This is a genomic window from Salinactinospora qingdaonensis (assembly GCF_039539445.1).
GTDB lineage: Bacteria > Actinomycetota > Actinomycetes > Streptosporangiales > Streptosporangiaceae > Salinactinospora > Salinactinospora qingdaonensis.
This window is the reverse complement of record NZ_BAABDD010000012.1, coordinates 107146-130798: the sequence shown is the minus strand read 5'-3', so window position 1 is coordinate 130798 and position 23653 is coordinate 107146. Positions and strand designations below refer to the sequence as shown.

General features: G+C 67.9%; 19 protein-coding genes. 9 read left to right on the top strand and 10 right to left on the bottom strand.

Features of this window, described 5'->3' with window-relative positions; all coding sequences use genetic code 11:
- Positions 1-253 precede the first annotated feature (253 nt).
- Positions 254-1801 carry a glycoside hydrolase family 43 protein gene (locus ABD848_RS14485; protein ID WP_344972045.1) on the bottom strand — a complete coding sequence of 516 codons (1548 nt, stop codon included), beginning with the start codon at positions 1799-1801 and terminating at the stop codon, positions 254-256.
- 591 nt (positions 1802-2392) lie between these two features.
- On the opposite strand from ABD848_RS14485, the gene ABD848_RS14480 reads away from it, so the two are divergent.
- The 4 genes from ABD848_RS14480 (at position 2393) to ABD848_RS14465 (ending at position 5526) form a co-directional block, all read left to right on the top strand.
- Positions 2393-3067 (top strand): response regulator transcription factor, encoded by a 675-nt coding sequence (locus ABD848_RS14480; RefSeq protein WP_344972043.1) that lies wholly within the window; start codon positions 2393-2395, stop codon positions 3065-3067.
- Positions 3068-3207: 140 nt separating this feature from the next.
- Entirely contained in the window at positions 3208-4080 is an 873-nt protein-coding gene (locus ABD848_RS14475) for a universal stress protein (protein WP_344972041.1), read from the top strand.
- A 99-nt stretch (positions 4081-4179) separates the two neighbouring features.
- On the top strand, positions 4180-4830 hold the full coding sequence (locus ABD848_RS14470; RefSeq protein ID WP_344972039.1) for a CBS domain-containing protein: 651 nt from the start codon (positions 4180-4182) through the stop codon (positions 4828-4830).
- A gap of 465 nt (positions 4831-5295) precedes the next feature.
- Entirely contained in the window at positions 5296-5526 is a 231-nt protein-coding gene (locus ABD848_RS14465) for a sensor histidine kinase (RefSeq protein WP_344972037.1), read from the top strand.
- Positions 5527-5689: 163 nt separating this feature from the next.
- On the opposite strand, the gene ABD848_RS14460 is transcribed toward ABD848_RS14465, so the two are convergent.
- Together ABD848_RS14460 and ABD848_RS14455 are read right to left on the bottom strand one after the other, a co-directional pair.
- Positions 5690-6673: a universal stress protein gene (locus ABD848_RS14460; RefSeq protein ID WP_344972035.1), complete on the bottom strand. Its 984-nt coding sequence runs from the start codon at positions 6671-6673 to the stop codon at positions 5690-5692.
- A complete protein-coding gene (locus ABD848_RS14455; RefSeq protein WP_344972032.1) occupies positions 6670-7140 on the bottom strand; it encodes a hypothetical protein in 471 nt (156 codons plus the stop codon). Before ABD848_RS14455 ends, ABD848_RS14460 begins: the two co-directional genes overlap by 4 nt.
- 766 nt (positions 7141-7906) lie before the next feature.
- Here ABD848_RS14455 and ABD848_RS14450 point away from each other — a divergent pair.
- Together ABD848_RS14450 and ABD848_RS14445 are read left to right on the top strand one after the other, a co-directional pair.
- Positions 7907-8455: a hypothetical protein gene (locus ABD848_RS14450; protein WP_344972030.1), complete on the top strand. Its 549-nt coding sequence runs from the start codon at positions 7907-7909 to the stop codon at positions 8453-8455.
- Between the two features lie 680 nt (positions 8456-9135).
- Positions 9136-9888, top strand: a complete 753-nt coding sequence (locus tag ABD848_RS14445) for an HAD family hydrolase (RefSeq protein WP_344972028.1) — start codon at positions 9136-9138, stop codon at positions 9886-9888.
- Between the two features lie 193 nt (positions 9889-10081).
- On the opposite strand, the gene ABD848_RS14440 is transcribed toward ABD848_RS14445, so the two are convergent.
- From ABD848_RS14440 to ABD848_RS14415, 6 genes are all read right to left on the bottom strand, one after another.
- Entirely contained in the window at positions 10082-11290 is a 1209-nt protein-coding gene (locus ABD848_RS14440) for a nitrate/nitrite transporter (protein WP_344972026.1), read from the bottom strand.
- 52 nt (positions 11291-11342) lie between these two features.
- Positions 11343-12086, bottom strand: a complete 744-nt coding sequence (narI, locus tag ABD848_RS14435; RefSeq protein WP_344972024.1) for a respiratory nitrate reductase subunit gamma — start codon at positions 12084-12086, stop codon at positions 11343-11345.
- A complete protein-coding gene (gene narJ, locus ABD848_RS14430) occupies positions 12083-12742 on the bottom strand; it encodes a nitrate reductase molybdenum cofactor assembly chaperone (protein WP_344972022.1) in 660 nt (219 codons plus the stop codon). Before narJ ends, narI begins: the two co-directional genes overlap by 4 nt.
- Positions 12739-14457, bottom strand: a complete 1719-nt coding sequence (gene narH, locus ABD848_RS14425) for a nitrate reductase subunit beta (RefSeq protein ID WP_344972020.1) — start codon at positions 14455-14457, stop codon at positions 12739-12741. Before narH ends, narJ begins: the two co-directional genes overlap by 4 nt.
- The gene (locus tag ABD848_RS14420) at positions 14457-18119 is read right to left on the bottom strand and encodes a nitrate reductase subunit alpha (RefSeq protein ID WP_344972083.1); all 3663 of its coding nucleotides are present in this window, start codon (positions 18117-18119) and stop codon (positions 14457-14459) included. The genes narH and ABD848_RS14420 overlap by 1 nt, the downstream gene beginning before the upstream one ends.
- Positions 18120-18343: 224 nt before the next feature.
- Positions 18344-19258, bottom strand: coding sequence for a DUF2249 domain-containing protein (locus tag ABD848_RS14415; protein ID WP_344972018.1), 915 nt, complete (start codon positions 19256-19258; stop codon positions 18344-18346).
- A gap of 92 nt (positions 19259-19350) precedes the next feature.
- Between ABD848_RS14415 and ABD848_RS14410 the strand changes: the two genes are divergently transcribed.
- From ABD848_RS14410 to ABD848_RS14400, 3 genes are all read left to right on the top strand, one after another.
- Positions 19351-20046, top strand: coding sequence for a helix-turn-helix transcriptional regulator (locus ABD848_RS14410; RefSeq protein WP_344972016.1), 696 nt, complete (start codon positions 19351-19353; stop codon positions 20044-20046).
- A gap of 97 nt (positions 20047-20143) precedes the next feature.
- Positions 20144-20422, top strand: a complete 279-nt coding sequence (locus tag ABD848_RS14405; protein WP_344972014.1) for a cupredoxin domain-containing protein — start codon at positions 20144-20146, stop codon at positions 20420-20422.
- A 3-nt stretch (positions 20423-20425) separates the two neighbouring features.
- Positions 20426-20863 (top strand): DUF2269 family protein, encoded by a 438-nt coding sequence (locus ABD848_RS14400; RefSeq protein ID WP_344972012.1) that lies wholly within the window; start codon positions 20426-20428, stop codon positions 20861-20863.
- Positions 20864-21805: 942 nt separating this feature from the next.
- On the opposite strand, the gene ABD848_RS14395 is transcribed toward ABD848_RS14400, so the two are convergent.
- The gene (locus tag ABD848_RS14395) at positions 21806-23503 is read right to left on the bottom strand and encodes a thiamine pyrophosphate-dependent enzyme (protein ID WP_344972010.1); all 1698 of its coding nucleotides are present in this window, start codon (positions 23501-23503) and stop codon (positions 21806-21808) included.
- Between the last annotated feature and the right edge of the window lie 150 nt (positions 23504-23653).

The window sequence follows — 23653 nt, the reverse complement described above, 5'->3', positions numbered from 1 at the left end:
TGCCGCGCGTGGAGGCGGTTATGCCGGAGACGTTGCGGTCTTCGATGGCGATCGTGGCGTGCTCACGCACCAGGCGGGTCGTGGCCTTAGGAAGGAAGCTCGGCGGGCGTGGCCGACCTTGCGGTGGGCGGTGGCGACGCGCTCTTTGGCTTTACGCCGGTTGTTCGCCCCGGGCCGGTTGCGGGCCATCATGCGCTGGTAGCGCTTAAGGCGCCGAGCCTTTTCTAGGGCTGGAGGATTCCGCGAAACGGCGTCATGAGCAGTCACTCCACCGTGCCGTGTCTGCCTCTACGGCCGGCGAAGTCGGCTCGCCCGCCGGTCGGGCGCCCGACACGTACCGCATCTCGCGCAAAACGACTCGCCCCGAGAGGCCCTCGACTCCGACGACGCGCCCGGTGAACCTGCCTGCGACCTCGGTGGAGATGTGGCGTCCGTCGAACGAAGCGAGCACCTGCTCGCTACCGTCGTCGGTGACCACTGACAGTTCGACGATGTCGACCTCATCCGGAGTCCAGTGGGGGGTGGTCTCGGGACGTCGGACGCTGATGCGCAGAGTGGGCAGCGCCCCCCGCTCCAGAGGGAGCCGGCTGAATGTCCGGACGGCGGGGCCGATCGTTACGGCGGCCTCAACGGCCTCGCCGTCGAAGGTCAGTGCGCATCCGTGCTCCTTATCGATACGCATCACGAGCCGACCGGTTCCGGCGGTGGCGTCGAACCGCGCCGATGCGCTCCATTCGGTGTCCCGCACCCGCGTGGCGAGCAGCGGTATGCCGGGGCCGCCGGAGTCGGCGTCGATGACGAGCCCCGGCCCCTCGGCTCGCCGCGTGAAGGACGAGGGAAACATGCCCACACCGAGCCAGCGCTGATCGAGGGTGGCAGTGTCGAACGTGTCGTCGAACGAGTGGTCCGCCTGCGTCACGGTGAAGCGGCTCTCGTCCACCACGGGCCATCCGTCGATCCAGTCGATGCCGGCAAGGAACGTTTCACGGCCGTTGACGTGGAATCCGGGAGTGACGCCGCGTGGCCGGACACCGAGATACACCATGGCCCAGTCGCCGTCGCCGAGCTGCACCACGTCGGCATGTCCGGTGTTTTGCACCGGGTGATCCCTGCCTCGGTGGGTCAGGATCGGGTTGGTGGGCGCGCTCTCGAACGGGCCGTCCAGCGTGCGGGCGCGGGCGATGGTGGCGGCGTGCCCTCGTGCCGTGCCCCCTTCGGCGAGCAGCAGGTACCACCAGCCGTCGAGGCGGTAGAGGTGCGGCCCCTCGGGATGGGCGCCGCCGGTGCCCTGCCACAACAGCTTCGGCTCGCCGAGTGTCTCGCCGGTCGAGGGATCGATGGGGACGCTCGCGATACCACGCATCTCGGCGCTCAAGGAAGTCCAGGTCAGGCGGCACACGCCGTCCTCGTCCCACGCTAGGTCGGGATCGATGCCGATGGTTCCTGGCACGTGTGCCGGATCTGACCAAGGCCCGGCCGGGTCGTCCGCTGTGATGATGAACTGCCCCACCCCGCCGCCGTGGGTGAGCACGTTCGTTCCCGCGATCCAGAACCGGCCGTCGTGGTAACGGATCGTGGGCGCGTAGATCGAACTGCTGGCGACCCCTGCGTGCTCGGCGATCTGGCCGGTCCGCGTCAGGGCGTTGCCCACGGGTGTCCAGGTCACCAGATCGGTGCTGGAGTGGATCGGCAGGCCCGGAAGATACTCGAAACTGGAGTTCACGATGTAGTACGTGTCTCCGGCGCGGCAGATCGAGGGGTCGGGGTAGAACCCCGGGATGATCGGCTGATCCGTGCTCACGTGCCTCTCCTTCGATTCTCAGTGCGTGCGCGCAGCGACGTGGCCGACGAGATCGGCCGGGGTGCGTGGCCAAGGGGTCGTCGTGCGTCGAGTGCACAGCCGTGGTAACTGTCACCACGGCGGTCTCGGCCTCGTCGGTGGTCAGGCTCTTGGGATGGGGTGGGCAACAGTTGCCAGCCCCGTTGGGCGAACTGGGTGCGGACGTCGACGGTGCCCGTACCCAGACTGGTCCCGCCCTAAGTTAGTGAGGTGCCTTGAGGTTTCTGGAAACGGAACCAGCAGAATGGCGCTGAGCGGAAACGAAGGAAAATCTGAGCAGAACAGGCAGGTATTCGCTGGAGTTTACGGGAAGCAGCGGGACGACATATGGCGCGACAAAGCGTCCGGCTGTCCATATCGCGAAAGAACTCGGGATGAATTCAGAAACTACGCGACGCTGGACAACCTCACCGGCAGGAGCCCTGCCAGTGGGGCCCGAGATCGGAATCGACGAGCGGGCACGCCTGAAGGAATCGAGTGCGCACCCGCTCAACCTCAGCCAACTCCACCCCCTGAGCCTCGCGGAGTTCAAGCGAAATGAGGTGACCTTTCATGGCTGATCCCCACAGTTCTATCCGTGTCTTCCTGGTCGACGATCACGACATCGTTCGACGTGGAGTTAGCGCGCTGCTCAGCAACGAGTCTGACATCGATGTAGTGGGGGAGGCCGCCAGCGGGGCCGAGGCGACCGCGCGTATCCCGGCAGCCGGCCCCGACGTGGCGCTGCTGGACGTGCGACTGCCTGACGGCAGCGGTGTCGAGGTCTGCCGCGAGGTGCGCTCACGCTTGCCCGAGCTAGCGTGCCTGATGCTGACCTCCTACTCTGACGACGACGCGCTCTACGATTCGGTGATGGCCGGAGCCTCGGGGTATGTCCTCAAACAAATCCACGGTTCGGATCTGGTGGGCGCTATCCGCACCGTCGCCACAGGCGAGTCACTGCTCGATCCTCGCAGTACGGCCCGAATCATGCGCCGCATCCGCACGGACACCGAGCGCAAGGACCCGCTGGCTGCCCTGTCGGATCAGGAGCGGCGCATTTTCGAGCTGATCGGCGAAGGTCTCACCAACCGCCAGATCGGTGAGCGTATCTTCCTGGCTGAAAAGACCGTGAAGAACTATGTCTCCAGCGTGCTCGCCAAGCTGGACATGCAGCGCCGTACTCAGGCGGCCGGCTACGCCGCGCGGCTCAAGTCGCAGGCCCCCAACTCTCGCGACGTCGACTGAAGTCGACCGCGGGCAGCGCCGAAGGTCCCTGCGGGCCGGAGCAGATCGTCATTCACGCTGCGGCCGTTCGCCACTGCCTCCCACCAGTCCCGGCCATCTAGCGTCTCCTCGAGAGCTGAGGCGAACGGTTGGAGGCCGTGATGGGTGAAGCAGGCGCGCCGATTCTGGCAGCGGTCGACGAAACGGAAGGGAGTCTGCACGCCCTTGACTGGGCCGCCGACGAGGCGTTGCTGCGCCGTCGGCGACTGCGCATCGTCTACGCCCTCAACTGGCCGATGCGCTCCACGGTGCCGCTCGGAATCCCGGAGTTCTCCATCGACGAGTTCGCCAGCCGCGTCGTCGAGCACGCGCGGCGCCGGGTCCACGAGCGGGCGCCCGAACTGGAAGTGGAAGCGGATTTCAAGGTCGGCGATGCCCTCCCGATCCTGCTGACGGAGTCGGCCACGGCCGAGCTAGCCGTCGTCGGCTCTCGGGGCCTGAACAGGCTCGGCGCCGTAATGCTGGGATCTACCGGGAGGGAGCTAGCCGCCACAGGACACTGCCCCGTGGTAGTGGTCCCCAACCGCGCCCCCAAGCCGTCGACGGGACGGATCGTCGTCGGGGTTGACGGTTCGGCGGCGGCGCGCGCAGCGGCTGCGTGGGCTTTCACCGCCGCGGCTCAACACGATGCCGCAGTGCACGCCGTCATCGCCCCCGGTTCGTTCTCTGGCGGGCACTTGGGCTCGCCGGAGAGTTTCCCCTACGGCTCCGACTCAGCCGAGGAGGCGCGTCGCTTGATGTCGGAGTCGCTGGCCGGACAGCGTGAGCGCTATCCGCAGGTAGTCGTCGAGGAGTCGGTGAGCGCTGGTCACCCCGCCCGCGCCTTGGTCGACGCGGCCGAGAACGCCGACCTGCTGGCGGTGGGCACTCGCGGGCGCGGCGGCTTCACGGGGATGCTCCTGGGATCGGTGAGCCAGTCCGTACTGGCCCATAGCCCTGTCCCCGTCGCCGTGCTGCACGCCGGCACCGATTGACGCCGAGCCGCCGCCTCCCCACCTGGTGCTGTACCCCCCGAGGGCCCCGGGCGCGACGGACCTCCTGCTACTGCCTGGAGCAAAGGAACGTAAACAGCGATGTTGGTACGCGAGATGATGTCGACTCCCGGTGTGTTGCTGACGGAGGACCTGCCGGTGCGGGAAGCGGCGCGGCTGCTAGCCGAGAACCGCTGTGACAGTGCTGTGGTCCTTGACGCGAACGGCACGCTCGCGGGAATTGTCACCGAAAGCGATCTGCTTGCCGACTATTTCGAGGCCACCCCCGACGCCTACCACCGCGCCCTGGGCCCACCGCCCGACCCCGCCACACACCGAGTGAGCGAGGCGATGACCCGCGCCGTGGTGACCACCGCCGAAGGCGAAGACGCCTGCGAACTGAGCCGGCGCATCTTCGAGACGCGCATCTGGTGCGTACCCGTGCTGCGCGCCGGGACGGTGGTGGGCCTGGTGCGCCGCCGCGATGTCATGGGCCTGGTGCTGCGGGCCGACAGTGATATCCGCGATGAAGTGGTCAGCGAGATCAGTCGGCGTGTTTCCGATCCGCAAGACGTGACGGTCGCTGTTCGTGACGGCACTGTCGAGGTGACCGGTGCCACGGCCCCCCAGACTCGCCGGAGCGTGGCGGCGTTGGAACGCACGATCCCCGGAGTCCGCGGCATCGTGTTCGCGCAGCCGGCCCCCGCCGAGCCAGGCGAGCACGGGCAGGAGCCTACACGCGCGGCGATCTAGCGATTCCAGCGCTGGGGAGGCGCCGAACAGGATGAGTACGCGCCGGGCCCTCGGTGACCGAGGGCCCGGCGGCAAAAAGCTCGTGCATACCTCGCCGGATCAGCGGGCCAGCCCACCTCTCCTCGGTTGCCTCCAGTCCCTCGCCCTCTACCAAGCGCGGGAACCGCAGCGGCCGACCGCTTCGCCGAGAAGGCCGGACGATCGCCACCGAACTGGTGAGCAGTCCAACAATCACGCTTGGCTTTGTCGGCCGGCGGAGGAACTGGGGGGCGCAGAGCGCCACGGCACCAACCGGGGCCGCCGGCCGCGGCAACGACCAGCTCGTGGGGATGGCGGACGCCACCACCCGTTGCCGGTGTCCCCCGCAGAGCGATACCAGCGTCACTCCACGATGAACCGACTGTAGCGCCTGGGACGGCCGCGGCCCATGGGTTCGGCGCCACCGCCCGCCCCCTCCTTAAGCAGGTGGTTTCGCGGCGCGGCGCACACAGACGCCAGTACATCGCAGCACAACGGTTATCTCGGCTCAACGCGGTCCTGCGGCTGGAGGGCCCCACCGATAGCCAGGTACCCGACGACGTGGGCGAACACGTTTTGGCGGTGGTGGGTGAGGCGCTATCCAACCTCGCCCGTCACGCCCAGGCGCCGCGGGTGGAGATCCGCATCCTCGTCGACGACGGCGTCGGGTTTGCCTAAGGGGAGCCACCGCAGCGGGCGCCATAACCTCGCGAATCGTGCAGCCCAATGCGGTGGCACATTCGAGACGGGGCGACGGGCCGCCCCCGGTAGCCGGCTGTGCTGGCATGTCCCGATCGGACGAGAACGACCTCGGCTGAGGGACATGCCACGCGAGCTTCCCTCAGTCTTCGGCGTCCTCGGGGGTGGAACGGACCACGACCACCGGAGTCGGGGCGTGGTGCAGCACCGCCTGGCTCACCGAGCCAAGCAGCAGCCCGGTGAACCCGCCGCGTCCCCGCGATCCGACGACGATGAGGTCGGCATCCTCGCCTGCGGACAGCAGCGCGTGGGCCGCATGGTCCTCGACGACCTCGACGTGGATGGGGATGTCCTTGGCCTGTTCTGAGCGCACCTCGTCCACCAGCGTGCGCACGTGCTTATCGGCGTGCGTAGCGAAGAACTCACGGTCGGCGGTGTAGGGGCTGGCCGCGAACGCCGCGCCGTCGAAGAGGACCGGGACCAACCAGGCGTGCACCGCGACCACCTCCGCGCCGGTGCGGGCTGCCTCGCCCAGTGCGAAGCGGAGCGCGGCTTTGGCACCGTGGGAGCCGTCCAGCCCCACCACGATCCGACCGCGGCCGTCGCGTTCCTTCGTCTCGCCCTCCTCTGCCGTAGCAGGATCGGGGACCACCGCGACAGGGCAGGAGGCGTGGGCGCTGACGCGGATACTCACCGTGCCCAGGAACGCCGAAGCGAAGGCGCCCAGCCCCCGCGATCCCACGACCACCATGGCGGCCGTGCGCCCGGCCGCGAGTAGGGCATACGAAGGGTCCAGCGCGGAGACCTCGGTGCGTACAGGGAGATCGGGATAGAGCTGCGCGACGTGGTCGGCGTCCTCCTGTAGCAGGCGCTGACACCGGTCAGCCACCTCGGGAGAGGGAGGTGGACGTAGCGGCTCTCCGAAGGGGACGGCGACCACAGGGATACTGAGCGCGTGCAGGATCACCAGGCCCAGCCCGCGGTCGGCGCAGGCCCGGGCCGCCCATTCCAGCGCCGCCCGGCTCCTCGTCGAGCCGTCAACGCCGACGACGATCTCGGACGAACTGGGCGGCACCGTGGCGCCTTCGGTTTCTTGGGGGGATGCAGAACTGTCGTTACTGCTCATCGGTTAGTCCTTTCGTTATCCGGTGCCGCAGTGCTGTCGCCGCGTGGGGAAACGGCACCGTGGGCGCGATGCGGCCACCACCGCCGCCACCACTGTGAACGCTTGTGCGCCAGCCGATGCATGGCCTCACGGCCCTGCTCCGTGCGTGCCTTTTGCAGTTCCCACTCGGCCAGGCGCAGGAGCAGCCGGTCGCGGGTCTTGTCCACCGCGGCGAAGGCGCTGTCGGCTGCTGCACGGACCTGTAGGCGGCCGGCCGGGGTGTTGGCGGAGACCTCTAGGTGGAGGAGCTCTCCGTAGCCTGGCACCGTCAACTCCTGGACGACGGCGAAAACGTCTTCCAAAGGCGCGGCCGAATGGTGGTTCAACGTAGCGAGCTGATCGTGTACGTAAGTGGCAGCCAGCGCGTTGGCTCCGTCGGCTTGGAAGACCGCGATGCTCGGGCCCCTACGCGACTTCCAAAGACCCATCTTCGCCTCCTTGTCGGGCGTAGCGGCCTGTGGGCTTTCCTTACTGACAGGATCAGTCTGGAAGTTTTCGCCCGCACGGCGTTAGCGTCGTCGTTCCCGCCACGGGATGGCCTACGTCCCGCGGACAGGTAGCGAAAAGGGGACCTCCGGTACAGGGCACGGGCCCAACGGCTCTTGGTGCGCTCGCGCCCACAGGTGGAGATGCGTGGCAGGCCACGATGGCCTGAGTAAACAGCTAGCGGTGAAGGTGGTTCGACGAAGCCCTCAGGGGAGACCGGCAGCGGCGACATCGGGCACCGAACAGGGCTGGCACCTGACACAGGCGCTACGCGCCTCCCCGGCACCTGGTGGACAGCCGAGACCGCCCGCCAAGCGACAGTGCCGCAGCCACCGTGCCCGAAGCCGAGATGTGGGCTCTCTCCACCGATTGAGTGCCCAAACCTCACGCCCCCGGCGGCATAGCTGTCGATAAAGCGTCAGCACGGGTAAAGCCGTGCGAGCAGCGCCGCCTTCCTGCGTCCGGAGGGGCAGAGGGCGCGAACTTTGAATGTGTGTCGCTCCGATCAGCTCACCGGCCGCGGCGTCAGCGGATACCGTTCGCGCCCCGGGAACGATACGCCGTCTAGCGACCTGGCCAGCGGCCCAATGTCCCATCGCCGAAGGGACTTCCGCCCCCTCCAGGACGGTGCCTCCATATCTGCAACGGGCAAAGAGGCGAGTGTTTTCTTGGAACTACCCCCCAAACGCCACCCGAAAGGACACGGAAATGGTGTCGCAGCACATCCACGAGGCTCCCACGGCTGCCACGACGGCCAACAACATCGTCGCTTCCTCCCCAGCCCGATCGGTCTTCGCCATCGCTCGACTGGCGATCGGCTGGACCTTCCTGTGGGCCTTCCTAGACAAGCTCTTCGGCTTGGGCTTCGCCACCACCGCCGAAAGCGCCTGGGTCAACGGTGGCAGCCCGACTGAGGGATTCCTGGCCCAGGCCACCTCAGGGCCGCTCGCCGGGTTCTACCAGTCCTTCGCCGGTGCGGTGTGGGCCGACTGGCTGTTCATGCTCGGACTGCTGGGCATCGGGCTCGCCTTCCTGCTGGGCATCGGCATGCGCATTGGCGCGGCCTCCGGTGCGCTGCTGCTGGTGCTGATGTGGAGCGCAGCCCTTCCCCCGGAGAACAACCCGTTCATGGACGACCACCTCATCATGGCGCTGACAATGGTTGGTCTCGCCCTCATCCATGCGGGCGACACTGCTGGCCTGGGCCGCTGGTGGTCCAACCTGTCCATTGTGCGGCACTATCCAGTTCTGCGCTAAAACCAGCAGCCGTCCGCCCCGTCGACGCCGCGGCTGCACAAGCGATGTTTTGTGGAGCCGCGGCACGCGCACCCGATGGCGTACCGAGAGACATCTTCAGAGAACGGTGGACATGACGACATGAGTGTTCAGCGACGAGAAACCTCGAACTCACCGAAACGAAGCGTCCTGAATAGTGAAATCCCCTCATATCCGTACTCGGTAGGAAGACACAGGGGCTCACCAAACAAAACACCCCTAAAGGCCCCACACGGCAACGCTCGTCTAGGGGGCGCAGCCGGACTGAAGGGATCGTCCACCACCGCGGTACCACTGGCAGCCTGAGCCGTATGGCTAACGGGCTTCCGGAAAAGCGCCCACCGACACACTCGCCTCACCTGGCGGATTGACGACCCATTGCCGCTGTATACGGTGCGGCGCTCCGCTAAGGCAGGGCCTGTGCGGAGGGCTGGATCGAACTCGCAGTGCGGTCTCGGAATTCGTGCTCTCGACAATGGCCGTGGCCCCGTGGGCGCTGATTCCAAGTAGCAGTTGAGGACACTGAAACATCAAATATTTCTGCCGAAAGGCCCTGTCACCGGGTGCAGGAATCGACTGCGATGGAAACCGGGCGCCCTCGAACGGCCGGGCGGCATGGAATCACTTATCGCCTAGGGTCTGAACGGAAGAAAGCGAGCGACGTGAACCACGTAAGCGGCACGGCCACAGCGCGAGAAGAAATCTCTGCCGCGATTTTCGACATGGACGGGGCTGTCACCGATACCGCCTTCATCCATGCGGCATCCTGGAAACGCGTTTTCGACGAGTTCCTGCGCTCGCACGCCCAGACCACGGGAGGCCGATTCGTCCCCTTCGACCTACGCGACGACTACTTGGCCCACGTTGAGGGCCGCTCGCACTTGGACGGGGCACGCGCCTTCCTCAGCTCGCGCGGCATCGTACTGGCCGAGGAGGAGTCCAGCACCGATCCGTACGTGCTGACGGTCGCTGTCCTGGGCGATCGCAAAGAGCGCCTCTTTTTGGACTACGTGCGCACCTACGGGGTCGGTGCCTACCCTACGACGATCACGCTGCTCAAAGAGCTGCGGCGAGCGGGGGTAAGCACAGCGGTCGTCTCGGCGAGCCGTAGCTGTACAGTGGTCCTCAAGGCGGCCGGCATCGCCGAACTGTTCGACGTGCGAGTGAGTGACCGCGACGCTGAACGGTTGCACTTGCCTTTTAAGCCCGAGCCCGCCCTCCTGGTGGAAGCGGCCCGCAGGATGGGACATCCACGATCGCGCACCGCCGTGTTCAAGAGTTCCCCGGCCGGGGTGGAGGCCGGCGTACGCAGCGGTTTCGGCTTGGTCATCGGGGTCGACCGTGCTGGCCGGGCTGCCGAGTTCTACGCGCACGGCGCCGAGCTCGTAGTTTCCGATCTAGCAGGACTTTGTTGAGGGCTGGAAGCTTACTTAGTCCCGCGCCGGCCAGGGGCGTGGATCTGGCTAAGATTGAGCGGTTGCGCGCTGAGGTGGCGGCCGGCGTGACGGCCTCAGGCGGCTCGGGGCTGCCGGCTGCGGGGAGAGGAGCACACCCCAGCGCCGGCAGCCCCGTTGCGGCCCTAGCCGTCACGGTCTCTCCCGTGCGGCGCTAGGCTTGCGCGGCGACTCGGGGAAAGGCCCGGGCCGTGTAGACGGTCGCTGCGAGCGCGCACAGTGCGAGCAGAGCGAATCCGATGGCGTAGGTGCCGGTCAGTTGGAGCACGCCCCCCATGACCATGGGTGGGAAGTAGCCACCCAATCCTCCGGCCGCACCGACCATGCCCGTCACGGTTCCTACCCGGGCGGGTTCGACGAGCTGAGCGACCAGAGCGAATACGCCGCCGGTACCGAGTCCGAGGGCGGCGGCGGTCAGCACGAAGACCGTTCCGGCCGGGATCTCCGTCGGTGGGTGGAACGCGAGCACAACTGCCATCACCGCGGTCGTGGCGAAGGAGATCATGCACACCCGTACTGGGCCGATCTTGTCGGAGAGCGCCCCGCCCAGAGGGCGGGCGAGCACCGCGGTCACGGAGAACCCAGCGGTTCGTAGCCCCGCCTCGGTCTGAGCGAAGTCGTAGGCGGTGTACAGCAGTGTCGGCAGGTAGGTGGAGAACGCCACGAACCCGCCGAAGGCGAGTGCGTACAGCATCATGTTCTGCCAGGTCGCCTTGAGGTGCAGTGCCTCGCGCATGCGTGGCAGGACCGATGCGGAGCTGGGGTGCCATCCGGGCGCGTTGCGGCTGAACACGTACATGATGACGCCCATAGCGGCCAGGGCGAAGGCCATAGCCACGTGGACCCCCGTGATGCCGAGAACGTTGGCGAGGTAGGGGGTGAGGAACGCCGACAGCGCGGTGCCGCCCATCCCCGCGCCGAATATCCCGGTGGCGAGACCGCGGCGTTTGGGTGCGTGCCAGGAGTTCACGAAGGGGATTCCCACCGCGAAAGAGGTACCGGCGATCCCCAGGAAGAAGCCGAGGACCAGCAGTGCCGCGAACGAGCTGCCGAGGAAACCGATGAGCAGGACGGGGATGATGGTGACGAAGCAGATGACGGTCATCATCGCCCGACCGCCATAGCGGTCGGTGAGCGCGCCCGCTGGGATACGCCCCACCGCTCCGACCAGTACGGGGAAGGCGATCAGTACGGATGTCTGGGTGGGAGAGAGATCCAGCTGCTCGCTGTAGGTCGGCGCCAGCGGGCCGACCAAGTTCCACGCCCAGAACAGGAGGGTGAACGCGGCCGTTGCCAGTGCGAGGTTCGCTCCGGCGGACCCACCGCCGGTGTGGGAGCTTTCCGCTGTGTCGCTTCTTGTCATGGTCGGCCTCCAAGGTCGGGGCGTTGGGGGGTGCGGTCTCGGGGACGGGGAGTCATCTGCGGTAGCTTTCGCCGACGTGTTCCCAGCCTCGGTGCCGCGGCCGTCCGCCGAGGTGGTCGTCTCTACTGCGGTAGAGGACGTAGGGCCGCCATAGGTACCCGATGGGTGCGCTGAAGACGTGGACCAGCCGGGTGAACGGCCACAGGGCGAAGAGGAGGAACGCGGCGAGGCCGTGGGCCTGGAAGGTGAGGGGGGCCTCGGCCATAAGGTCGGGGTGGAGGTCGAAACGGAAGATGCCGCGGAACCACACGGAGACGCCCTCGCGGTAGTCGTAGTGGTCGATGATGTTTCCGACCACGGTGTTGGCCAGGCCCAAGAGGATCACCACGGCCAAGGCGAGGTACATGAGTTTGTCCATGCGGGTGGTGGCGCTGAACACGGGGCCGACGGTGCGGCGGCGGTAGATGAGGATGGCCATGCCGACGAGAGTGCAAAAGCCGGCGATCGCTCCGATGCTGACGGCCATGAAGTGGTACAGCCCCTCGGAGATACCGATGGCCTCGGTCCAGCTCTTGGGGATGCCCAGTCCCATGACATGGCCGAGGAAGACCGCGAGGATGCCGAAGTGGAACAACGGGCTCCCCCAGCGCAGGAGGCGACTCTCGTAGAGCTGGGAGGAGAGGGTGGTCCAGCCGAACTTGTCGTAGCGGTAGCGCCAGTAGTGGCCGACGACGAACACGGCGATGCAGGCGTAGGGGACGATGACCCACAGCACCAGGCCGAGAGTGGTGGTCATGTGCGTACTTTCGTGTAGTCGGGTGGGGTGAAGGGGTCCAGACCGACCTCCTCGCCCGGCGGCCCCTCGGCGGCGAGACGGGCGACGGCGTCGCGCAGCCGTTCGGTCAGCGGCGGGAGCGTGGCGCTCACCGCCGCCAGTGCTCCCCGGTAGGGGGAGTCGGCGTCGCTCAGGGACAGGTGCAGCAGTTCCAGTCCGGCGCGGTGCTGGACCAGCAGGCGCGTTCCGGCCTCGGTGTCGACGGTGGCGGCGAACTCCAACAGGACACACAGGTGGTCGGGGAGTTCGTCGACGGCCGGCTCGAAGCCGGAGATCTGGTAAGCGCTGGAGAAGCTGAGCAGCGCGGTGCCGCGCTTGCGGGTGTCACCGTAGGCGTAGTAGGTGAGGTGCAGACAGCAGCGGCGCCGCAGGTCGAAGGTCGCGACGTAGTCCTCGGCCAGTTTCCGCAACGGCGTCTGTTCAAGGTGGTCGAGGACCCCGCCGAGTTCGGCGCGCATGGGCTCGGGAAGCTCGGCTATGGCGGTGCGCAGCAGCGGGATGTCGGCGAGGAGCTCCTCGCTGGGGTAGTCCAGGACGAGGGCGGCGACGCGGTGGGTGAGGGCGCGCTGGCGCTCGGAGAGCGGGAGGCGGCGCAGGGCGCGGGCCAGGCGGCTCATGACGTCGGGTCCGTCTCTGAGCCGGAGTCGGTGCCCTCGGTGCCCTGCGGTGCAGTGCCCCCCTGATCGGGTCGGGGCGGGAACAGTCCCTCAGGGGTGCCCTTGCCGTCCCAGTTGAGGAGGTTGACGCGCCGGCTCTTGTCTTCGGGCTCGGCGAGGGTGTTGGTGGTCTGGCGCTGTTTGAGGGCGTGGAAATTCTCCACGGCGACCGGTGTAACCCCTCCGGAGCTCTCGCCGAAGGGTCCCCAGCCCCCCATTCCGGGGCCGCCCTCGTAGTCCAGGCTGCACTCGGTGGCGAGCTCTTCGAGGTTGTGCGCCTGCTCGGCGTGGGCGGGCGGGATGACGTAGCGCTCGTCGTACTTGGCCAGGGCGAGTAGCCGGTACATGTCGTAGAGGGTCTCGCCGTCCATTCCGACCGCTTCGGGAATGGATTCGTCGGGATCGCGGCCCAGGTTGATGTCGCGCATGTAGGAGCGCATCGCGGCCAGCCGCCGGAGTACGTCGGTGACGGGTGCGGTGTCGCCGGCGGTGAACAGCTCGGCGAGGTACTCCACCGGGATGCGCAGGCTGTCGATGGCGGCGAAGAGGTTGCCCCGGTCTTCGGCGTCCTCCCCCGTATCGGCGACCACGTCGACCACGGGCGACAGCGGTGGGATGTACCAGACCATGGGCATGGTGCGGTACTCCGGGTGCAGCGGCAGCGCCACCTGGTAGCGGTTGATCAGCGACCAGATGGGCGAGCGCTGGGCGGCCTCGATCCAGTCGTGGGGGATACCGGCGCGCTCGGCTCCGCGGATGACCTCGGGGTCGTTGGGGTCGAGGAGGACGCGCCGCTGAGCGTCGAGCAGCTCGTGCTCGTCGGCCACCGAGGCGGCTTCCAGCACCGCGTCGGCGTCGTAGAGCACCAGGCCGATGTAGCGCAGCCGTCCGACGCAGGTCTCAGCGCACACGGTGGGCAGGCCGACCTCGACGCGGGGGAAGCAGAACGTGCACTTCTCGGCTTTGCCGGTGCGGTGGTTGAAGTAGATCTTCTTGTAGGGGCAGCCGGTGACGCACTTGCGCCAGCCGCGGCAGCGGTCCTGGTCGACCAGGACGATGCCGTCTTCGCTGCGCTTGTAGATGGCCCCGGAGGGGCAGGAGGCGGCGCAGGAGGGGTTGAGGCAGTGCTCGCAGATGCGGGGCAGATAGAACATGAAGGTCTGCTCGAATTCGAGCTTGACTTTGTCCGAGACTTGTTGCAGCACCGGGTCGGAAGGAGCGAGCTCGGGGCCGCCGGCAAGGGAGTCGTCCCAGTTGGCGCTCCAGGAGATGTTCATCTCCTCGCCGCTGATCAAGGAGCGGGGGCGGGCGACGGGGGTGTGCTCCTGGAGCGGCGCGGTGGTCAGGGTCTCGTAGTCGTAGGTCCAGGGCTCGTAGTAGTCCCGGATGGTGGGCATTTTCGGGCTGGAGAAGATGGTCAGCAGGTTCCGCAGCCGACTACCGGCCTTCAGCGTGAGCCGCCCGCGCTTGTTCAGCTTCCACCCGCCCTTCCAGCGTTCCTGGTCCTCGTAGGTGCGGGGATACCCCTGTCCGGGACGGGTCTCCACGTTGTTGAACCACACGTACTCCATGCCGGTGCGGTTGGTCCACGTCTGCTTGCAGGTGACAGAGCAGGTGTGGCACCCGATGCACTTGTCGAGGTTCATCACCATCGCCATCTGGGCCATAACGCGCATCAGTACTGCACCTCCTGGGAGCGCCGGCGGATCACGGTCACCTCGTCGCGTTGGTTGCCGGTGGGACCGAGGTAGTTGAAGGCGAAAGAGAGTTGGGCGTAGCCACCGATCAGATGGGTGGGTTTGATAAGCAGTCGGGTGACGGAGTTGTGGATACCGCCCCGCTTGCCTGAGGTCTGCGACTTGGGGACGTCGATGAGGCGATCCTGGGCGTGGTACATGTAGACCGTGCCCTCGGGCATCCGGTGGGAGACGATGGCGCGGGCCACCACGACGCCGTTACGGTTGACCGCCTCGATCCACTCGTTGTCACAGACCCCCACCTTGGCGGCGTCCTCGACGCTCATCCAGATCGTCGGCCCGCCCCGTGACAGGCTCAGCATCAACAGGTTGTCCTGGTACTCCGAATGGATCGACCACTTGTTGTGCGGGGTCAGATAGCGCACGGTCACCCCCAGTTCCCCGGTGTCGCCGATCGGCGGCTCGGAGAAAAGGGCGTGCATGTTCAACGGTGGCCGGTAGACCGGCAGGTTCTCCCCGATCTCGGCCATCCAGTCGTGGTCGAGGAAGAAGTGTTGGCGTCCGGTGAGGGTGTGCCATGGCTTGTTGCGTTCGACGTTGACGGTGAACGGCGAGTAGCGGCGCCCTCCGCTCTCACTTCCGGACCATTCCGGTGAGGTGATGACGGAAACGGGTGCGGTCTGGATGTCGGCGAAGGTGATCTGCTTGCCCTCGTGCTCGGCGGCGAGGTCGGCCATCCGGGTACCGGTCCGGGCCTCCAGAGCGCGGAACCCCTGGGCGGCCAGATGCCCGTTGGTGGTGCCCGACAGCGCCAGGATCGCTTCGCACATGTGGGAGTCCCGGGCCAGGGAAGGACGGCCTTCGGCGACACCTCCGCGCACGGTCCCGTTCTTGCGGGCGAGATAGTCCAGCTCGCGCCCGAGGTCGAAGGTCACCCCCTTCGTGGTCGCTCCCAGCCGGTCCAGCAGCGGGCCGAGCGCCCCCATTTTGGCCGCGACCGCGGTGTAGTCGCGTTCCACCTCCACCAGCTTGGGCATGTTCACCCCCGGCTGGGGCTCGCACGCGCCGGTCTTCCAGTCACGGACACGTCCGTGCGGGGTGGCTAGCTCGTCGGGCGTGTCGTGGGCGAGTGGCGCCGCGACGACATCGGTGCGCACCCCCAGATGGTCCTCCGCCAGCCGGCTGAACGCGCGTCCGAGCGCGGCGAAGGCGTCGAAATCGGTGCGGGCCTGCCAGGGTGGGGCGATAGCCGGGTTGAACGGGTGCACGAAGGGGTGCATGTCGGTGGTGTTGAGGTCGTGCTTCTCGTACCAAGTGGCGGCGGGCAAGACGATGTCGGAGAAGACGGTGGTGCTGGTCATCCGGAAGTCCAGTGACAGCAGCAGGTCGAGCTTGCCGGCTGGCGCCTCCTCATGCCAGGTGACCTCGGCGGGCCGCCCCTCGGGCGGCGCCTCCTCGGCGCGAACGGCGGTGTCGGTACCGAGCAGGTGTTTGAGGAAGTACTCGTTGCCCTTGGCGGAGCTGCCGAGCAGGTTGGCCCGCCATACGGTCAGCACCCGCGGAAAGTTCTCGGGGGCGTCGGGGTCCTCGCAGGCGAACCGCAGCCGCCCGGCGCGCAGCTCCTGCACCACGTACTCCGGCACCGACAGGCCAGCCTCCTCGGCGTCGCCGGCGAGCTGGAGCGGGTTGCGGTCGAAGGTCGGGTAAGAGGGCATCCATCCCAGGCGTGCGGACTGGGCGATCACATCGGCGGTGGACTTGCCGGAGAACGTGCCCTGGCCGCTGGTCGCGGCCAGCGTGTCGGCGCCGAAGGCGTCGTAGCGGAACTGGTCGGTGTGCAGGTACCAGTAGGCGGTCTGCACCATCTGGCGCGGCGGGCGTGACCAGTCCAGCGCCGCGGCGAGCTGGGTGTATCCGGTGATGGGGCGCACTTTCTCCTGACCGACGTAGTGGGCCCAGCCGCCGCCGTTGACCCCTTGACAGCCGGTCAGGGTTGTCAGCGCGAGGAAGGAGCGGTAGATCGTGTCAGAGTGGAACCAGTGGTTGGTGCCGGCACCCATGATGATCATCGACCGGCCCTTGGACTCCGCGGCGTTGGCGGCGAACTCGCGGCCGATGCGCTCGGCTTTCTCCGCGGAGACGCCGGTGATCGCCTCCTGCCACGCCGGAGTGCACGGCTGGGTGGCGTCGTCGTAGCCGCTCGGCCACGCGCCCGGCAGCCCCTCACGGGCGACGCCGTACTGGGCGAGTAGCAGGTCGAAGACCGTGGTGACGAGGTGCCCGCCGACCTCGCGCACGGGGACGCCTCGGCGCAGCCCCTCCGGTGTTCCCTCGGCACTGTCGAAGCGGGGCAGTTCGATCTCGGCCGTGGCGCCGTCGGAGGTGTACAGGCTCAGTAGCGGCGCGGATTCGCCGAGGTCGAGGTTCCACTGTCCCTGGCCCTGCTCGCCGTAACGGAACCCGAGGGAGCCGTTGGGCACGAGCGGCTCGCCGGTGTGCTCGTCCAGCAGCACGGTCTTGAACGCGGTGTTCTCCCCGCTTTCGCCGAGGTCGGCTGCGGTGAGGAACTTGCCTGGCCGGTAGGAGTCGCCGTGCTGGTCGAGGCACACCAGGAACGGCAGATCAGTGTAGCGCTTGACGTAGTCGTCGAAATAGGGCGTGGTGCGGTCGACGAAGAACTCCTTGAGCACCACATGGCCCATCGCCATGGCCAGCGCTCCGTCGGTACCCGGCTGGGCGGGCAGCCACTCGTCGGCGAACTTGGTGCTGTCGGCGTAGTCGGGCGAGACCACGACCACCTTCTGGCCCCGGTAGCGGGCCTCGACCATCCAGTGCGCGTCGGGGGTGCGGGTCACCGGTACGTTCGAGCCCCACATGAGCAGATAGCTGGCGTCCCACCAGTCCCCCGACTCCGGCACGTCGGTCTGGTCACCGAACACCTGCGGGGAGGCCACCGGCAGATCGGCGTACCAGTCGTAGAACGACAGCATGGCCCCGCCGATCAGCGAGTAGAACCGGGAACCGGCCGCCTGCGACACCATCGACATCGCCGGGATGGGAGAGAATCCGGCGATCCGGTCGGGGCCGAACTCCTTGACGGTGTGCACATGCGCGGCGGCGGCCATCTCCACCGCCTCCTCCCAGGAGGCGCGCACCAGCCCGCCCTTGCCGCGGGCGGCCTTGTAGCGGCGGGAGCGCTCGGGGTCGGAGACGATGTCGGCCCAGGCCAGGACGGGATCGCCGGTGCGCTGCCTGGCTTCGCGGTACATTTCCAGCAGCACCCCGCGCACATAGGGGTAGCGCACCCGGGTGGGTGAGTAGGTGTACCAGGAGAACGCCGCTCCACGGGGGCAGCCGCGCGGCTCGTACTCGGGTCGGTCCGGGCCTACCGAGGGGTAGTCGGTCTGTTGGCCCTCCCAGGTGATGATCCCGTCCTTGACGTAGATCTTCCACGAGCACGAACCGGTGCAGTTGACCCCGTGTGTCGAGCGCACCACCTTGTCATGGCTCCACCGATCCCGGTAGAAGGTGTCCGCCTCGCGCCCCCCGACCTGCTCCAGCGTGCGCAAGTCGGTCGAGACCTCTCGGGGGCGCAGGTATCTACGGGTGCGCAGTAACGCCTCGGTGACCGCACCGTCCATACCGGGGGAGGGTGCGGGTGAGCGGCCGTTCTTTCGGATCGGGGGATCGTCTGCCACGAGCGAGCCTTTCTAGCGTGCGTTGTCGGCGCGGGGAGCCGGGAGGGCTGCGGCGGTGCCTAACCTGCGGAAATGACGGAAAACCCTGCGCATCGCGGTTACGAACGAGCGACGCTCAGGCGAGTTGTCGGCCGCCCCTAACCCCAACAGCCGTCTCGGCGGCTCCGTCAGGGGCTGACCGCCCGGTGTGAGTGGGACGAAAGTCGCTTGCTCCGGTGAGAAGCGGCGGTGGAAGACGGGGACAATCGTTGGTCATGCCCCTCAGAGATGCCGGTGTGGGCGATTCGTACCCGCCATGTTCCGGGGCCGGACTCCAGAGAGTGCCAGGTGAAGCGCTGCGACAGCGCAGGAGCGAGCATGTCGTGAAGCGGCGTCGGATCGCGGTCGGCGACAAGGACGAACGCGTGGCCGGCAGGCAGTGTGCTGCATGTGACACGCAGCAGATCAGCGCAGTGGGAACGGGAAAGCCGGCGGATATCCAGCAGCTCTGGGGCGGTACCGGCGCGGTGCTCCTGAGCCCGCGCCGTGCCGTTTTCGCCGCTGCCCCTGTCGTCTCCGGCGCCCCCGCACTCCAGCTCGGGGAAATCCTCCTCCCCTGCGCCACTGAGGCTTCGGCTCACGGCGGTGTGCAGTGGGGCGAGGTCGACTCCGGACTCGGCCAGCGTGGCCAGCAGGACGTCGTTCTCGGTGCGCAGGTGCGCTTGGAACAGCGTGTTCAGCGCCGCGGCGGTTCCGGCGCTCTCGCCGGCGGAGCGCGCGTCGCCGAGTCCGGCGACGAGGGCACGCAGCAGGAGGTGCTCAGCGCGCATGGTACGCACGAGCGCCTGTAGTTCCGGGCGTTCCTCCGCTGCCGGGTACAGCGCACTCTCCTCGGCGGCGGCGTGCCGCAGTATCTCGGCGGTGCAGGAGGTGACCAGGCGCTCGCTTCCTCCGTCGAGGTAGGCGAGTCGGTCGATGGCTTGGCGGATGGTCAGGGCGTGGTCATTCACCGCCCGCTCGATCTCTTCGCGGTAGGAACGGGAGGCCACGGTGGGCCACCGCTTGGTGGAGCGGGTGCGCTCCACTTCCGTTCGGTGAGTCATGAGAACCCCGCTCGGGTCGGGTCGTATGCGCGTCCGTGGAGTTTTTACGGCCTATCTTGTATTTACAATGAGCGTCGTGTAAAAATCAAGGCGTGGCACATCACAGCGACAGCAGAGGTATCGACCCGGGAGCCCACCGCGTGTTCGCCGACCTGAGCCGGGTCGCCGTCCTGGAGACCCTCCGACGTTCCGGCCGTCCCCTGGCGGTGCGCGAGATCGCCGAGGAGGTCGGGCTGCACGCCAACACCGTGCGCGCACATCTGGCGATCCTCACCGATCGGGGCTATGTCTTGAGCTCGGTGGAGGACCGTGAGCGCCCCGGGCGCCCCCGACTGCTCTACTCGGCGGCCAACGTCGACAGTGACGCCGTGCGCAACTACCGGCTGCTCGCCGAGACGCTCGTCTCCTACCTCAGCGCTCAGGGCGGCGATCACGCCGCTGCCGCGATCGCCGCGGGACGCGGCTACGGCGAACGGTTCGCCCGTGAAAGCGGAACAAACCACGACACCGATGCCGCAAACGCGATCGAGGTGATCGTGCGCCTCCTCGACGAGGCCGGTTTCAAACCCCGGCGTTCCCCCGACGACAGCCATATCGACCTGCACCGCTGCCCGTTCCGGGAGCTGGCCGAAGCCAACCCCGAGATCGTCTGCGGCGTACACCTGGGCATCATGCGCGGCGCGCTCGACGAGATGGGCGCGCCAGTAGAGGCTCGCCGGCTACGGCCGTTCGCCGAGCCCGACCGGTGCATCGCCGAGCTCGGCCCGGGCAACGACGACTCCCAATGAGCGCGCACCGCTCATCCCGCCCGCCGCGCCCCGGCTCCGCCTGCGCTTCCGTTCGCCGCTCTACGGGCCGCCGGCCCCACTGCACCCCACCTTCGCCATGCGAGTCCGGGGCGACCTTCTCGGAGCCGCGGCAGTCGGGCCCGCCAGCGACACCTCCCCGCACGTCATCGGTGCCCAGTTCGACACCGGCTACAAGGAAGACAGCTACCTGCTTCGCACCGAGATCTCCGGGAAGCCCAGAGGCTGGGCCGGCCCGGCCCAGGGCGAGTTCATGGAGCTCTCCTTCCCCGAGCCGGGGAGTTCCCCTTCCTCGACCACGACATCCGGCACGCCGACAACGGCCCCGCGGCACGTTCGAGATCACGGAGTGAGGTGAAGAATGACCCTGTGGTCCCTGATCCGGTTCCTGCACGTCCTCGCTGCGACGCTGTGGGTCGGGGGACAGCTCACCGTGTCGCTGGTGGTGCTGCCGCTGGCCCGGCGACGTCTCGATGCAGAGCAGCGGAGCGCTCTACTCAGAGCCATCGGAGGTCGCTTCGGCCGGGTCACCCTCGCGGTCCTGCTCCCCGTACAGCTCGTAACGGGGGTGGCCATGGCCTGGCACAAGGGCCTCACGTGGGAGTCGCTGCTACAACCAGGGTACGGCCGGGTCCTCGCCGCCAAGCTCCTGCTGTTCGGTGTAGTCATGGCAGCGGCGGCGGCACACGGCATCGCCAGCGGCCGTGGCCATCCGGCCCTGGCCCGCGTGATGGCCATCACCTCCCTGGGGGCGTCGGTGGGGGTCGTACTGCTCGCCACCGCGCTGCCCGCGACCTAAGAGCCGCCGACCGGCCGTGGGATCTTGGGGCTCCGAAGCCACGCCCAAGAAGCTATGATCCTCAGCCCCCGGGGGCGTGGGGCGGGGTGTGGCTTCGGTCTGCGGAGAGCGTGCGGGGTTTTTCGTCGCTCGTGCCTCGATCGCTTCGCGATCTCAGCAGCCCGGGGCGGGCTGTGCTTGAGGTGGCACGGGTGTCACGACGGGGGCTGGGGCCCGCGTGGAGCCACCACCGCAACCGGGCAGGCGGGGTGGCTCGGCGTCTTCCGGCGTGTTCTCAGCCACCGCCCCACCGAGACCCCGCCCCGCCGGCGTATCCCCCCACCAGCGGCACCCGGCACACCAGCGATGCGTCAAAGACACAGCGCCCCCGTCAAAGCTGCCGAGATCGCGAAGCGATCGAGGCACGAGCGAACGACGAAACACCCCCACCCACCCCGGACACACACCCACCTACACCCCACCCCCGGCGTGACAACCCCATAGAAGCACCCCCCGGAGGGGCTGCCCCCGGCTGCGGTTCCCGGCCAAGGACATCCAAAACCGCGGGTCGAGATGCGCAAGGGCGTCACGGAGCGGTCGAGGCCCGAGGGGCGGCATCCGGTCATCCACTATTTGTGGGGCACTTTCTCCGGACTCGTCGCCATGGCGTTTTTCGTCATAGTGGAACTATTCCAACCGCGAGAGCATCCCCACCGGGGAAAATATTTTCCCTCTTTTCTCGCGATCAACACAATAAGCCCCCGAAACCTATTTTCACAGGTCAGAAAAAGAAAAACTCAACTCGGCTCCCGAGCCACCCCGCCTTGCCATAGTTCTTCCCGTGTTCATGATTTCGTCGTACGAGTGGAACTCGGTTACTTGATCTTTTCCGCGGCGCGCCCTCGTCATCGGCGACGACGGCGCGTCGGTGCCGGTGTCCGCCTCGGCCCGAGTGACCGGTGTTCAGTCCCGGACCGAGCCGGGGGTACCGCCCAACAGCAGCGGCCACACGCTGGGCATCTCCCCTACGGGGACTTCGATCAACGACGGCCCCGGTTCGCCGAGGGATTCCTTGAGCGCCCCGGTGAGCCGGCCCGGGGTCTCGACCCGGATGCCTGGTACTCCGAACGACTCGGCGAGCCGCACGAAATCGGGGCTGGTCAGGTCGCTGCCGATGAACCGGCCCTGGAACTCGTCAGCCTGGATGCGCCGAACATTGCCGTAGGCGTTGTCGTTGAAGACCACCGCGGTCACCGCGATGCCGTAGTGCCGCGCGGTCGCCAGCTCCTGCATGTTCCAGGAGAACCCGCCGTCGCCGTTGATCGAGACGACGGCCCGATCGGGGTTTCCCACCTTCACACCCAGCGCCGAGGGGTAACCGTAGCCCAGAGTGCCCTGGTAGCCGGGAGTGAGGAGCGTTCCTGGCTGGTGTACGGGGTAGCCGACCCCGGCCAGGTAGCCCACTTGGGTCAACTCGTTGACCAGGAAACCGTCCTCGGGGATCGCCTCACGCAGCGCGCGGACGAACGACCACTGCGGCTCGACGCTCTCGACTTTCCGGGCGCACCAGGCGCGCACCTCGGCCAGCTCGCCGGGGTGCCACCCCGACCCCTTGGCGTGTGCCGTCTCAGGTTCCGGGCCGGTGGCCGAAGCCACGGGCTCGCCCTCCGGCAGCGCATCCCGCAGGTCTTCCAGCGCTGTCCGCGCATCGGCGAGCAAGGTGGTCTCAGCCCGGCGCGGTGGCCCCAAATCGCTGGGGTCCGCGTTGACCAAGGCGACCCTCGCCCCGGCAGCGGTGGGCAGCGCGGTGCCGCGCGGAGACAAAAAGCGGCTGCCCACGACCAGCACCACATCCGCCGAGGGCAGCAGGCGGGGCGCGGCCAAACTGGTGAAGGCGAGCGGGTGGTGGGCGGGAACCGCGCCGCCCGCGTTGCGGCTCATGACCACCGGGGCGGACAGTTCCTCGGCCAGTGCGGTCAGCGCGGCACTGGCCCGGGAGGCGAGCACACCGCCACCGGCGTAGAGCACCGGCCGGCGGGCGGCCCGCAGCATGGCGGCGACGTCGGCGACGGTTTCCGCGGCCGGCCGCCCGGATCGGTCACCGGCCGCGGCCGGGTCGGCCAGGCGGGTCTGGGCGCGCGCGGTCAGCAGGTCCGCTGGAATCGTCAGGGCCACCGGCCTGGGGCGGCCGGTCCGTGACTGGCGCACCGCTCGACGCACGAGTTCGGGGATCTGTTGCGGGGCCTGGGCACGCGCCGACCATGTGGTGACCGAGGCCAGGACACCGTCCTGGTCGGGCAGTTCGTGCAGCATGCCCAAGCCCTGGCCGGACAGTGTCGAGGGGATGTCGGCCGCCACGCACAGCATCGGCGACGAACAAGCGTACCCGGTGGCGAGGGCGGGCAGGGCGTTGAGAACCCCCGGCCCGGGAACCACCAGGCAGACGCCGGGTCGCCCGGTGGTACGCGCGTATGCCTCCGCCATATGGGCCGCGCCCTGCTCATGACGAGCCGCGACATAGCTGATCGACCCCCCGTCTCTCCCGGCGCGGGCCAGGGCGTCCAGTACGTGGTCGAGCTGGACGCCCGGCACACCGAAGACATGGCGAACGCCTTCCCGTTCCAATTGCCTAACCAGGGCCTGCGCGCCACTCAACTCCATGTCGGTACCGTCTCCTCGATCTCGTGAACACGTTCGGACTCGCAGTCCCCGGCGGCTGGAAGTCCGGCCACCGCAGCACCGGCACGGTCATCAGGGTGACCAGCCCCAGCGCGGCCAACAGCCCTTCACTGAGGCTGTCGGTCTTCAGCT